Origin of the sequence: Diaphorobacter limosus, from assembly GCF_033100095.1 — a bacterium.
GTDB lineage: Bacteria > Pseudomonadota > Gammaproteobacteria > Burkholderiales > Burkholderiaceae_C > Alicycliphilus > Alicycliphilus limosus.
Genome location: NZ_CP136921.1, coordinates 3,065,001 through 3,077,822, shown reverse-complemented (window position 1 = coordinate 3,077,822; position 12,822 = coordinate 3,065,001). Strand labels below are relative to the sequence as shown.

The window sequence follows — 12,822 nt, the reverse complement described above, 5'->3', positions numbered from 1 at the left end:
TGTGTCTATAGCGCCTTGCGCAGATTGGCCGGCGCGATCTTCAGCGCCTCGCGGTACTTGGCCACGGTGCGACGCGCGCACTCTATGCCCTGCTCCTTGAGCATCTCCGCGATCTGGTTGTCCGACAACGGTTTCTTCACATCCTCGGCGGCGACGAACTGCTTGATCAGCGCGCGCACCGCGGTGCTCGACGCGTTGCCGCCGGTCTCGGTGCCCAGGCCGGAGCCAAAGAAGTACTTCAACTCGAACGTACCCTGCGGCGTGGCCATGTACTTGGCACTGGTCACGCGGCTGATGGTGGACTCGTGCAGGCCCAGCTCGTCGGCGATCTCGCGCAGCACCAGCGGCCGCATGGCCAGCTCGCCATGCACGAAAAAGCTCTTTTGCCGCTCGACGATGGCGCGCGATACACGCAAGATAGTGTCAAATCGCTGCTGTATGTTCTTGATGAACCAGCGTGCCTCCTGCAGCCGGGACTGCAGCGCCTGGTGCCCGTCGCCGCCGCGCGCACCACGCAGGGCGCTGGCATAGATCTCGTGCACGCGCAGGCGCGGCATGACGTCGGGGTTGAGCTGCACGCTGAAGTCCTGCTGCGCGCCGCGTCCGGTTTTTTTCACGATGACATCGGGCGCGATGACGTTGCGCTCCACGTCGGCAAAGCGCCGGCCCGGGCGCGGCTCCAGGCGCGCGATCAGCGCCATGGCGGCACGCGTGTCGTCGTCGCTGCTGCCTGTGGCCTGGGCCAGGCGGCGCAGGTCGCGCCGCGCCAGCAGATCCAGCGGCTGGCTGCAGATGGCGAGCGCGGTCTGAATCACCGCCGGGTCGCCCTCTTCGTCGCGGTTCATGGCGTGCAGCTGTAGCGTCAGGCATTCGGCCAGGTCGCGCGCGCCCACGCCGGTCGGCTCCAGGTTTTGCAGCAGGCGCAGGGCCACAGTGAAGCGGTGCACCAGCTCTTCGAGCTGCTCGGGGTCGTCGGCCCCCGCCAGGCTGGCCGCCAGGGATTCCAGCGGCTCGTCCAGGTAGCCATCGTCGTTCAGCGACTCGATGAGAAAGCGCAGCGCCGCCATGTCGACATCGGACAGGCGCAGTGACAATGCCTGGCGATGCAGGAAATCGGTCAGGGATTCGTGGCTGCGCGCCAGCTCGCTGACCTCGGTGTCGTCACCGTCATGCGCGCCGCTGGCGGGCGCGATTCCGTCGCTGCCCCATTCGCCGTCTTCCACCGCCGCATCCATGCTGCCGTCACCGTCCCAGTCACTGGGCTCGGCAACCGCTGAGGTTTCGGCATCATTTTCGGCTCCAGCGCCCTCTGCATCAGCGCTAGCAGCTTCTGAATATGTAGCATTGTCAATCGGTTGCTGCGCTTCATGGATCTCAGGCTCATGCGTCCCATCGTCGGACGCCAGCTCCAGAAACGGGTTGTCATCGAGCATCTGCTCGACTTCCTGCGCCAGCTCCAGGGTGGACAGCTGCAGCAGGCGAATCGATTGCTGCAACTGCGGCGTAAGCGCCAGATGCTGCGAAACGCGCAGTGACAGGCCGGGCTTCATGGCCGCCCTCCTTGCATCTGGATGCTGCGCCTGCTCACCACGCTCACATGCGGAAATGCTCACCCAGGTACACCCGGCGCACTTCCGCGTTGTCCACAATGTCCGACGGCGTGCCCTGGGCGAGTACATGGCCGTCGCTGATGATGAAGGCGTGGTCGCAGATGCCCAGCGTCTCGCGCACGTTGTGGTCGGTGATCAAGACGCCAATGCCGCGCTCTTTCAGGAAGCCGATGATGCGCTGGATCTCGATCACGGCAATGGGATCGATGCCGGCAAAGGGCTCGTCCAGCAGGATGAAGCGCGGCTGCGTGGCCAGCGCCCGGGCGATTTCCACGCGCCGGCGCTCGCCGCCGGACAGGGCCAGCGCCGGCGACTGGCGCAAATGCTCCACGCGCAGTTCCTGCAGCAGGCCGGTGAGCTGTGCCTCGATCTCGGCGCGCGAGAGCGGGCGCCCGGCGGCGTCGGTCTGCAGCTCCAGCACCGCGCGCACGTTGTCTTCCACGTTGAGCTTGCGAAAGATCGAGGCCTCTTGCGGCAGGTAGGACAGGCCCAGGCGCGAACGCCGGTGGATCGGCATGTTGGCCACCGACTGGCCGTCGATGCGGATGTCGCCGCCATCGCTGCGCACCAGGCCCACGATCATGTAGAACGAGGTGGTCTTGCCCGCGCCATTGGGGCCCAGCAGGCCCACCACCTCGCCCTTTTGCACTACCAGGGACACATCCTTGACCACCTTGCGGCTACCGTAGGACTTTTGCAGGTGCAAGGCCTCCAGCCGGCTCGCACCCGCAGGGGAGCTGGGCCCCACGCCCACGGCGCGCTCGTCGCTCACGGCCTGGCTCACTTGGCGCCGCCCAGGCTGGGGGCGGTGCGCAGCGCGGGCGGTTCCCCGCGCACCGGCGCCGCCGCGCCCGATGCCGGCTCCTTGGGCGCCAGCACGGCACGCACGCGCCCGCCCGGCGTGCCCGCCGGGGTGCCGGCCGGAGCCGTCTTTTGCCCATCCACCGTGAACACGTCGGTAAGGTTGTTGTAGACGATGATCGCGCCCTCCAGCTCATCGGTGAGCTGGGCCTCGCGGTAGCGGCGCAGCTCGGCACGGCGCATCAGCTTGACGATGTCGGTACGGCCGTCGTACTCGATGACCTCGCCCTCGCCCTCGACGAACTCATCCGGCGCCCCCGCCAGCGTGTCGCGCTTCTGGCGGAAGAAGGCGCGCTTGCCTGGCTCGGCCGTGACCACGCCATGCTGGAAACCGTCTGGATCCTGGCGCACCTCCAGCTGCGCGCCACGCAGCACGATGGTGCCCTTGGTCATCACCACACGGCCGGTGAACACGCTGGTCTGCTTGAGCTCATCGTGGCGCAGCGCATCGGCCTCGATGTTCATCGGCTTGTTGCGGTCGGCCTTTTCGGCATGGGCCGCGGGCAGCAAGGCCAGCGCCAGGGCGCCAAGCGAAAGAAGGATGGTCAGTCGGTTTCTCATAAGGCACGATTCTTGCGGTCATTGTACTGATCACCGTGGCCATCCTGGAGAGCGGCCGCGCAGGGGCGAAAAAAAGCGCGCCCAGGGCGCGCTCTTGTGTGTTGCCACGGCTCGCTTCAGCCCTTGCCCACCTGCGCGGCCAGTTGCTCCACGATGCGCAGCACGTTCTCCATGCTGCCGGCCATGGTGCCGTCCACATAGTAGCGCCCGGCCACGCCCATCGAGGGTACACCCTCCACGTCATAGGCCTGCTGCAGCTGCGTGGCCTTGCGTATCTGGTTGGCGACGCCGAAGGAGTTGTACATCTCCTTGAACTTCGGCAAGTCCAGGCCCTGCCCCTTGGCCCAGGCAAACACCTGCTCGTCCTCCTGCAGGGGCTTGCGCTCCACATGGATGTAGCGGAAAGCCTGGGCGTGCAGCGGCTCGAGCTTGCCCATGCCCTCGAGCGTGTAGTACAGCTTCTGCATGGGCACGGTCTTGGCGTTGAAGTTGACCGGCACACGGTGCAGCACGATGTCCTTGGGCGCCGTCTTGGCCCAGGCGTTGAGCGTGGGCTCGAAGGTATTGCAATGCGGGCAGAAATAGCCAAAGAACTCGACCACCTCGACCTTGCCGGCGGGCGCCTCGACGGGAGCGGGCTTGGCCAGTTTGCGGTAGTCCTTGCCCTCGCGCGGCTGGGCCCAGGCGGGCAGGGTCACGGCGCCAGCGGCCACTGCGGCTGCGGAAAGAGAAAACTCACGGCGTTTCATGGGGTTTGAACACTCCTATGTCGGTACGCCGGCTTGGAAGCCGGCGCGGGGATAAAAGTTCAACGCTGCACGCGCACCAGGGCCGACTCGACGCCGGCACCGTCCAGCTTGTCCTTCAGCGACTCGGCATCGTCACGCTTGGAGAACGGGCCTATGCGCACCCGGAACACCACGCGGCCATTGGTTTCACGCTCGCTCACGCGCGCCTCCCAACCCAGCATGGCCAGCTTGGCACGCTGCGCGTCGGCATCCTGCTGGGTGCGAAAGGCACCGGCCTGGACAAAATATTCAAACGGATCCACGCCGGCCGCGGGCGCGGCCTTGGACTTGGCGCGGGCCAGATCGCCCAGCGGGTCGGCCGACGGCGGCAATGCCTCAGGGTTGCCGGGCGCGGCGCGCGGCGCAGGCGCCGCGGCCGTGGGCGCCTCCGGTGTGGCTGCGGGCGCCGCTTCCGGCGCCAGCGTCACCGGTCGCGCCGGGTTCTTGCCGTACAGCGGCGCGTTGGGATCCCAGTCCTTGTTGCGCTTGGCCTCGGCCGCATCCTGATCGGGCGCACGCGTGCCGTTCTTGTTCAGGAATGGCACCGGCACCTTCGTAACGTACACGGCCACGGCCAGCGCGCCCCCCAACCCGACAATCACCCCGAGGATGAATCCCACGACGGTGCCGCCGCGTTGCTGCTTTTTCATATGCATCGTGACCTACATTCTGGCCGGCGCGGACACGCCCAGCACCGCCAGCCCATTGTGCAATACCTGAGCGGTGGCGGCGACGAGTGCCAGGCGGGCCAGCTTCACGGCCTCGTCATCGACCAGGATGCGCTCGGCGTCGTAATAGCTGTGGTAAGCGGCTGCCAGCTCGCGCAGGTAAAAGCTCACGTCATGCGGCGCGTTGCCGCTGGCGGCGGCGCTCAGCATCTCGGGGTACTTGGCCAGCAGCAGCATCAGCGCCTGGGCCTGTTCGCCCTGCAGGGGCGAAAGATCCACACCCTGCAATGCCGCCACATCAAAGTCTTCACGCCAGCCACGCAGCACCGAGCAGATGCGCGCATGCGCGTACTGCACGTAATACACCGGGTTGTCATTGTTCTGGGCCACGGCCAGATCGACGTCGAAGGTGTATTCGGTGTCGGGCTTGCGGCTCAAGAGGAAGAAACGCACCGCGTCCTTGCTGGTCCACTCGATCAGGTCGCGCAGCGTGACGTAGGAGCCGGCGCGCTTGCTGATCTTGACCTCCTCGCCGCCACGCACCACGCGCACCATGGTGTGCAGCACATAGTCGGGGTAGCCCTGGGGAATGCCGACATCGGCCGCCTGCAGGCCGGCGCGCACGCGGGCGATGGTGCCGTGGTGGTCCGTGCCCTGGATGTTCACCACCTTGTGAAAGCCGCGCTGCCATTTCTGGATGTGGTAGGCCACGTCCGGCACAAAGTAGGTGTAGCCGCCGTCGCTCTTCTTCATGACGCGGTCTTTGTCGTCGCCGTAGTCGGTGCTCTTGAGCCACAGCGCGCCGTCCTGCTCGTAGGTATGGCCGTTGGCGACCAGGCGCGCCACCGTGGCCTCCACATGGCCGTTGCTGTACAGGCTGGACTCGAGGTAGTACTCGTCGAACTTCAGGTTGAACGCCTGCAGATCCTTGTCCTGCTCGTTGCGCAGATAGGCCACGGCGAACTGGCGCACGTTGTCGTAGTCCTGTACGTCGCCATTGGCCGTGAAGCTGCGGTCGTCGGCCTGTACCGTGCTCCTGGCCAGAAAGGCCTGGGCAATGTCCTGGATGTAGTCGCCGTTATAGGCGGCCTCGGGCCAGCCGGCATCACCGGGCTTGAGCCCTTGTGCGCGCAACTGTGTGCTCCTGGTCAGGGTGTCGATCTGCACGCCGGCGTCGTTGTAATAGAACTCGCGGTGCACAGCCCAGCCCTGGGTGGCGTAGAGGTTGCAGATCGCGTCGCCCAGGGCCGCCTGGCGGCCATGGCCCACATGCAGCGGCCCCGTCGGGTTGGCGGAGACGAACTCGACCAGGATTTTTTCACCGCGTTGGGCCTGATAGCCGAACCGGGCACCCTGCGTGAGCACCTCATGCACCACCTGCTGCCTGGCAGCCGGCTTCAAGCGAATGTTCAAGAAGCCGGGGCCGGCGATCTCGATGGCGTCCACCCACTGCTGAAACGCGGGGGTCGCCAGCAAAGCGGTTTGCAATTGTTCACCCAGCGCACGCGGATTGGCCTTGAGCGGCTTGGCCAGCTGCATGGCGGCCGTGCAGGCCAGGTCGCCATGGGCGGCGAGCTTGGGGTTTTCAAAGGCGGCCCGGACGCCCGCGCCTGGCGAGAGTTTTTCCAGCTCGCCGGCCAGCGCCGCGAGCAATTCCTGTTTGACAGAGAGCATGGGGGCGGATTCTACGGGTCGCCCCGTCATCGCGGCGCACCATCCGGGCGTTATGCTGGGTGCCCCGCATGGCACAGCGCGTCCGGCGGGCCCATCACTATCCACCATTGGAGGAGCGTTACATGAAGAAGCTGCTTTCCCTGCTGGCCGCCGCCGGTCTTGCCCTTTCGTTCGCCGCCCAGGCAGCCGATGCCCCAGCCGCAGGCGCCGCTGCCCCTGCCAAGGCTCCCACGGCCCAGCAAAGCAAGATGAAGACATGCAATGCCGACGCCGGCGCCAAGAACCTCAAGGGCGACGAGCGCAAGGCCTTCATGAAGGACTGCCTGTCCGCCGACAAGCAGGCCAAGCAGCAGGACAAGATGAAGTCCTGCAACGCCGACGCCAAGACCAAGAACCTCAAGGGTGACGAGCGCAAGGCCTTCATGAAGGAATGCCTGAGCAACAAGCCTGCCTGAACCGCACTGCCGACACCCGCCACCCCGTGCGCCGCTTGCCGGCCCACGGGTTTTTGCTTATCGCGTGCCAACACCCCGCGCCAGGAACACCGCCAACAGAGGCACCAACACCATCAGGTGCGCGGCCCACATGACCAGGCGGCGCGTACCGCGCAGATCGGACTCGGCCGGCAGGCTGCCCTGCGTGTCCAGCGTCTGGCGCCAGCGCAGGTAACGCCGCCGCGCCAGCAGGGCCAGGCCCAGCATCATCACCAGCAGCGTGATCTTGGCGTGCAACAGCGGCTGACCCCAGTACCAGGCACTGCCCTTGACGCCCCAGGCGATGCGCGCCAGCCCGGTGGCCAGCACCAGCGCGCCGGACACCAGGGTCAACAGATTCACCCAGACCAGGCGCCGCACGACGGCAGGATTGATCCAGTCCTGGCGGCACAGCGCGGTCTCGCTGGTCATAAAGGTGGCCAGCATCAAGAACGCCATGATGTGGGCGTAGGCCAGCAAGGCTTCGGTGATCACAAACTTCCTTTCATCAATGCGTCAAAGGCTGCCGGCTGGCCGGCCCCAGAATTCGGTCTGCGCGTAATGGTGCTTGAGGTATTCGATCCACAGCCGCACCCGCAGAGGCAGGTGCTTGCGCTGGGGAAAGACCACGTAGATGCCATTGGGCGGGGCGGCGAAATCCTCCAGCACCGCCACCAGACGGCCGGCGGCGATCTCGGCCTCAACCTCCCAGGTGCTGCGCCAGGCTATGCCCCAGCCGCCCAGGCACCAGTCGTGCAGCACTTGTCCATCCGAACAGTCGAGCGGCCCGCCGGGCTTCAGGTGCACAACCTCGGTGGCGCCGCCGCCACCTTCCACCGGCACACGAAACGCCCAGCCACGGGTCTGCGAGGCATCGCTGGACAGGGTCAGGCAGTCGTGCTGGGCCAGCTCACCCGGGTGCATGGGCGTGCCGTGGCGCTGCAGATACCGCGGTGTGGCGACGCACAGGCGTCGATTGTCGGCCATGCGCACGCTGACCAGGGACGAATCCGGCAGATCGCCCACGCGCACGGCGCAGTCGTAACCCTCACCGGCCAGATCCACCACACGGTCACTCAAATTGAGGGAAATCGTCACCTCGGGATGCAGGTCATGAAACCGTGGCACCAACGGTGCGACATGGCGCCGGCCAAAACCAGCCGGCGCCGTGATGCGCAAATGCCCCGTGGCCCTGACCCCACCCGCCGAGACGCTGGCCTCGGCATTGGCTACATCGGCCAGCACGCGCTGGCAGTCCTCCAAAAAGGCGCTGCCTTCGTGCGTCAGGCTGATGCGCCGCGTGGTACGCACCAGGAGCTTGACACCCAGATGCTCTTCCAGCGCATCCAGGCGCCGCCCCATGATGGCGGGCGCCACGCCCTCGGCCCTGGCAGCAGCTGTCAGGCTGCCCTTGGTAGCCACGGAGACGAAAGACTCGAATGCCTTGAGTTTGTCCATGTATCGGGCTCCAATCAGGCTTACGCGAAGGACTGATAAGCGCAGAATACTATAATTTTAGTAGCATTCATACAAGACGAAAAACCCGCGTATGCGCGGTCTATTTTTACAAAAAAGTCATTGGTTAAGAGATATTCACGCAGTTTATTAATGCAAATATTTCCAATACAGTGCTGTGCAAGGCTCGGGGCTACAAGCACCGAACGTCGTCAATCATTGTCAGGGGATTCTCATGACCGCACGTACCCAAGTCCATGGCCTGCAGGTAGCCAATGAGCTGCACAGCTTCATCAACCAGCAGGTGTTGCCCGGCACAGGGGTCGATCCCGCCGCTTTTTGGCAGGGTTTCGACGCCATCGTCGCCGATCTGGCGCCAAAAAACGCCGCCTTGCTGGCCGAGCGCGATCGCCTGCAAAAAGAGCTGGACACCTGGCACAAGGCCAATCCAGGCCCCATCTCGGACATGGCGGCATACCGCGCTTTTCTCTCGCGCATTGGCTATCTGGTCGAGCCACCCCAGGGAGCCAAGGCCAGCACGGCCAACGTGGACGCCGAGCTAGCCATCCAGGCCGGCCCCCAGCTGGTGGTGCCCATCCTGAATGCGCGCTACGCACTCAATGCCGCAAATGCGCGCTGGGGTTCGCTGTATGACGCCCTGTACGGCACGGACGTCATCGACGAAGAGGGCGGCGCCGAGAAGGGCAAGGGCTACAACCCGGTTCGTGGTGCCAAAGTCATCGAATTTGCGCGCAACTTCCTCGATCAGGCTGCCCCTCTGGGCGCTGGCTCGCACCGTGATGCCATCGCCTATACGGTCGCAGACGGTAAGCTGGCTGTCACGCTCAAGGGTGGCACAGCCACCGGCCTGAAGGACGCAGCGCAGTTTGTCGGCTACCAGGGCGACGCCGGTGCGCCTGCATCCGTGCTGCTGGTGAACAACGGCCTGCATATCGATATTCAGATCGACAAGAATACCGCCATCGGCAAGAGCGATGCCGCCGGCGTGGCCGACATCGTGCTGGAATCGGCGCTGTCCACCATCCTGGACCTGGAAGACTCGGTGGCTGCCGTGGATGCTGACGACAAGGTGCTGGGTTACAGCAACTGGCTGGGCATCCTGAAAGGAACGCTGACGGAAACCTTCGACAAGGGCGGCAAGCAGCTGACCCGCGGCCTGAACCCCGACCGCGAATATCTGGCCGGCGACGGCAAGAGCGTGAAGCTACATGGCCGCTCGCTGCTTTTTGTGCGCAACGTCGGCCATTTGATGACAAATCCTTCCATTCTTTGGGGCAAGGAAGGGCGCGAGATTCCCGAGGGCATCATGGACGCCGTCGTCACCACGGCCATTGCCCTCCATGATTTGAAGGGGCTTGCCACGGCAGGCATCAAGAACTCGCGCACCGGCAGCGTCTACATCGTCAAGCCCAAAATGCACGGTCCCGCTGAAGTGGGCTTCGCCAACGAATTGTTCGGCCGCGTCGAGCAACTGCTGGGCCTGGCCGAGAACACCGTCAAACTGGGGATCATGGATGAGGAGCGACGAACGTCGGTCAACCTGAAGGCCTGCATCGCCGCCGCTCCGGCGCGCGTGGCCTTCATCAATACCGGCTTCCTGGATCGCACGGGCGACGAAATGCACACCGCCATGCAGGCCGGCCCCATGATCCGCAAGGGCGACATGAAGACCAGCGCCTGGATCCAGGCCTACGAAAAAAGCAATGTGCTCGTCGGCCTGGGCATGGGGCTGCGCGGCAAGGCGCAGATCGGCAAGGGTATGTGGGCCATGCCCGATCTGATGAAGGCCATGCTGGAGCAAAAAATTGCCCACCCGAAAGCCGGAGCCAACACCGCCTGGGTCCCGAGCCCCACCGGCGCCACCTTGCACGCCCTGCATTACCACCAGGTCAAGGTGTCGGACATCCAAATCCAGCTGGAAAAGACCGATGCCGATGCCGAACGCGACAACCTGCTCACCGGCCTGCTGACCGTGCCTGTCTCCAGCAACCCGAATTGGAGTACGGAAGAAAAGCAGCAGGAGCTGGACAACAACATCCAGGGCATCCTGGGTTACGTGGTGCGCTGGGTGGATCAGGGCGTGGGCTGCTCCAAGGTGCCAGACATCAACGACATCGGCCTGATGGAAGACCGCGCCACGCTGCGCATCAGCAGCCAGCATGTGGCCAACTGGCTGCTGCACGGCATCGTCAGCGAAGGCCAGGTGCGTGCCACCTTGGAGCGCATGGCCGCCAAGGTGGATCAACAAAACAGCGGGGATCCGTTGTACCAGCGCATGCATGGTCGCTTTGACCAGTCCATGGCCTACCAGGCTGCGTGCGAGCTGGTGTTCAAGGGTGTGGAGCAACCCAGCGGCTACACCGAACCGCTGCTGCACGCCTGGCGCCTCAAGGTCAAGGCCGCTGCCTGATGCTTCATTTAATATAGCTGTCTGCGCTTGATACATAAGTGCAACCAGCGTATTTTGACAACAGCGGCACCCAAGGGTGCCGTTGTGCTTTTACACTGCGGTCATGCCTGAATCCAACAGTGACTGCCCCCTGTGCGGCCAGTCCAACCAATGCGCCATGGTCGCCGGCCTACCCGCGACACGATGCTGGTGCATGACGCAACCGGTGGCGCCTGCCGCATTGCAGCAACTACCGCCAGAGCGTCGCGGCCTCGCCTGCATCTGCCCCGAATGCGCACGCCCGCTACCGCCCATGCAGCAATCGCTGCCGATATGATCAAGGCCCTTTTTTGGAGAACAACCATGCCCACGTATCACATCGAGATGCTGGAAGGCCGCACCGTCGAGCAAAAACGTCTGTTAGCTGAGGAAATCACCCGTGTCTCGGTCGAAATCCTGGGCGGATCGCCCGATTCAGTGGACATATTGATCACCGACGTGAAGCGCGAAAACTGGGCCACGGGCGGCAAGCTCTGGCTCGATCGGCAATAAGCTAGCGCCACCCATGTGCCAGCTGCTCGGCATGAATGCCAACACTCCAACCGACGTGACCTTCAGCTTCACGGGGTTTGCACAGCGTGCTGGCGGGACAGCAGACCATACCGACGGCTGGGGCATCGCCTTCTTCGAGGGCCGCGGTCTGCGCCACTTCGTCGATCATGAGCGGGCCATAGACTCACCGGTGGCTGAGTTGATCCGGCGCTACCCCATCAAGAGCCGCAACGTCATCGCCCATATCCGCAAGGCGACCCAGGGCGTGGTCAGCCTGGAAAACTGTCACCCCTTTGTGCGCGAACTATGGGGCCGCTACTGGGTATTCGCCCACAACGGCGACCTGAAGGACTTCAGACCCCGCCTGCACACCCACTTTCACCCTGTGGGTAGCACCGACAGCGAGCATGTGTTTTGCTGGCTGATGCAGGAGTTGTCCAAATCCCACGCCGGCATGCCGCGCATAGAAGAGCTCACGCTCACGCTACGCGAACTGGCCGCCCGCATTGCGCCACACGGAACTTTCAACTTCCTGCTCTCCAACGGGCAGGCCTTGTGGGCGCATGCCTCGACGAGTCTGTACTACATCGAGCGCCGCCATCCATTCTCGCAAGCCCAGCTATGTGACGAAGACATGCGGGTGGATTTTTCTGCTCTCACCACGCCCAAGGACAAGGTCGCCGTGGTCGTCACCGCCCCACTGACCACCAACGAGGAATGGACGGCCTTCCAGTCGGGCGAAATGCGTGTGTTTGTGGATGGTGAATGCTTGGTTGAATGAAACCCGCGCAATAAAACCCCTGCTTGCGATTTCTATGGCCCCCAAAGCAAAACGCCCTCCCACTATGTAAGTGGGAGGGCGGTTTGGGCTGTAATAGCCTGACGATGACCTACTTTCACACGGGGATCCGCACTATCATCGGCGCGAAGTCGTTTCACTGTCCTGTTCGGGATGGGAAGGAGTGGGACCGACTTGCTATGGTCATCAGGCATAACTGGGTGCTGTGCAGGTTGTTGGTCTGCACGGCGAATTCATAGAGTTTGGAATCAGGTGTGTATTTGATTGCGTACTTGGCATAACAGTCTTTGCTCGTGTTGGAGCAATCAAAGTTATAGGGTCAAGCCGCACGGGCAATTAGTACTGGTTAGCTTAATGCATTGCTGCACTTCCACACCCAGCCTATCAACGTCGTGGTCTACAACGACCCTTCAGGGGGCTCAAGGCCCCGGCAGATCTCATCTTGAAACGAGTTTCCCGCTTAGATGCTTTCAGCGGTTATCTCTTCCACACTTAGCTACTCGGCAATGCCACTGGCGTGACAACCGATACACCAGAGGTGTGTCCACTCCATCCTCTCGTACTAGGAGCAGGCTTCCTCAAATCTGCAGCGCCCACGGAAGATAGGGACAAAACTGTCTCACGACGTTTTAAACCCAGCTCACGTACCTCTTTAAATGGCGAACAGCCATACCCTTGGGACCGACTACAGCCCCAGGATGAGATGAGCCGACATCGAGGTGCCAAACACCGCCGTCGATATGAACTCTTGGGCGGTATCAGCCTGTTATCCCCAGAGTACCTTTTATCCGTTGAGCGATGGCCCTTCCATACAGAACCACCGGATCACTATGTCCTGCTTTCGCATCTGCTCGACTTGTCAGTCTCGCAGTTAAGCACGCTTATGCCATTGCACTATCGTCACGATGTCCGACCGTAACTAGCGTACCTTCGAACTCCTCCGTTACGCTTTGGGAGGAGACCGCCCCAGT

13 protein-coding genes and 2 rRNA genes (1 of these 15 cut by a window edge) are annotated in these 12,822 nt (G+C 63.5%); 5 read left to right on the top strand and 10 right to left on the bottom strand.

Features of this window, described 5'->3' with window-relative positions:
* Positions 1–5 precede the first annotated feature (5 nt).
* The 6 genes from P4826_RS14720 to argS form a co-directional block, all read right to left on the bottom strand.
* Positions 6–1,550, bottom strand: coding sequence for an RNA polymerase factor sigma-54 (locus P4826_RS14720; protein ID WP_317701129.1), 1,545 nt, complete (start codon positions 1,548–1,550; stop codon positions 6–8).
* A 43-nt stretch (positions 1,551–1,593) separates the two neighbouring features.
* Complete coding sequence (lptB, locus tag P4826_RS14715) at positions 1,594–2,382, bottom strand: LPS export ABC transporter ATP-binding protein (protein WP_317701128.1); 789 nt, start codon at positions 2,380–2,382, stop codon at positions 1,594–1,596.
* A gap of 8 nt (positions 2,383–2,390) precedes the next feature.
* Entirely contained in the window at positions 2,391–3,032 is a 642-nt protein-coding gene (lptA, locus tag P4826_RS14710; protein ID WP_317701127.1) for a lipopolysaccharide transport periplasmic protein LptA, read from the bottom strand.
* 116 nt (positions 3,033–3,148) lie between these two features.
* Positions 3,149–3,781 carry a thiol:disulfide interchange protein DsbA/DsbL gene (locus tag P4826_RS14705; RefSeq protein ID WP_317701126.1) on the bottom strand — a complete coding sequence of 211 codons (633 nt, stop codon included), beginning with the start codon at positions 3,779–3,781 and terminating at the stop codon, positions 3,149–3,151.
* A 59-nt stretch (positions 3,782–3,840) separates the two neighbouring features.
* The gene (locus P4826_RS14700) at positions 3,841–4,470 is read right to left on the bottom strand and encodes an SPOR domain-containing protein (RefSeq protein ID WP_317701125.1); all 630 of its coding nucleotides are present in this window, start codon (positions 4,468–4,470) and stop codon (positions 3,841–3,843) included.
* Between the two features lie 12 nt (positions 4,471–4,482).
* Positions 4,483–6,162: an arginine--tRNA ligase gene (argS, locus tag P4826_RS14695; RefSeq protein ID WP_317701124.1), complete on the bottom strand. Its 1,680-nt coding sequence runs from the start codon at positions 6,160–6,162 to the stop codon at positions 4,483–4,485.
* A gap of 122 nt (positions 6,163–6,284) precedes the next feature.
* On the opposite strand from argS, the gene P4826_RS14690 reads away from it, so the two are divergent.
* On the top strand, positions 6,285–6,617 hold the full coding sequence (locus P4826_RS14690; RefSeq protein WP_317701123.1) for a PsiF family protein: 333 nt from the start codon (positions 6,285–6,287) through the stop codon (positions 6,615–6,617).
* A 57-nt stretch (positions 6,618–6,674) separates the two neighbouring features.
* Here P4826_RS14690 and P4826_RS14685 read toward each other — a convergent pair whose 3' ends face one another.
* A complete protein-coding gene (locus P4826_RS14685) occupies positions 6,675–7,130 on the bottom strand; it encodes a DUF2214 family protein (RefSeq protein ID WP_317701122.1) in 456 nt (151 codons plus the stop codon).
* A gap of 21 nt (positions 7,131–7,151) precedes the next feature.
* A complete protein-coding gene (locus tag P4826_RS14680; RefSeq protein ID WP_317701121.1) occupies positions 7,152–8,093 on the bottom strand; it encodes a LysR family transcriptional regulator in 942 nt (313 codons plus the stop codon).
* Positions 8,094–8,325: 232 nt separating this feature from the next.
* Here P4826_RS14680 and P4826_RS14675 point away from each other — a divergent pair, with 232 nt between their 5' ends.
* The 4 genes from P4826_RS14675 to P4826_RS14660 all read left to right on the top strand — a co-directional run bounded on the left by P4826_RS14675 (position 8,326) and on the right by P4826_RS14660 (position 11,833).
* Positions 8,326–10,521: a malate synthase G gene (locus P4826_RS14675; protein ID WP_317701120.1), complete on the top strand. Its 2,196-nt coding sequence runs from the start codon at positions 8,326–8,328 to the stop codon at positions 10,519–10,521.
* A gap of 103 nt (positions 10,522–10,624) precedes the next feature.
* Positions 10,625–10,837 (top strand): cysteine-rich CWC family protein, encoded by a 213-nt coding sequence (locus P4826_RS14670; protein ID WP_317701119.1) that lies wholly within the window; start codon positions 10,625–10,627, stop codon positions 10,835–10,837.
* Between the two features lie 26 nt (positions 10,838–10,863).
* Positions 10,864–11,052 (top strand): 4-oxalocrotonate tautomerase, encoded by a 189-nt coding sequence (locus P4826_RS14665; protein ID WP_317701118.1) that lies wholly within the window; start codon positions 10,864–10,866, stop codon positions 11,050–11,052.
* A gap of 13 nt (positions 11,053–11,065) precedes the next feature.
* The gene (locus P4826_RS14660; RefSeq protein ID WP_317701117.1) at positions 11,066–11,833 is read left to right on the top strand and encodes a class II glutamine amidotransferase; all 768 of its coding nucleotides are present in this window, start codon (positions 11,066–11,068) and stop codon (positions 11,831–11,833) included.
* Positions 11,834–11,929: 96 nt separating this feature from the next.
* Here the strand turns inward: P4826_RS14660 and rrf are convergent.
* A 5S ribosomal RNA gene (rrf, locus tag P4826_RS14655) occupies positions 11,930–12,042 on the bottom strand.
* A 124-nt stretch (positions 12,043–12,166) separates the two neighbouring features.
* Positions 12,167–12,822, bottom strand: a 23S ribosomal RNA gene (locus P4826_RS14650) (it continues 2,217 nt past the right edge of the window).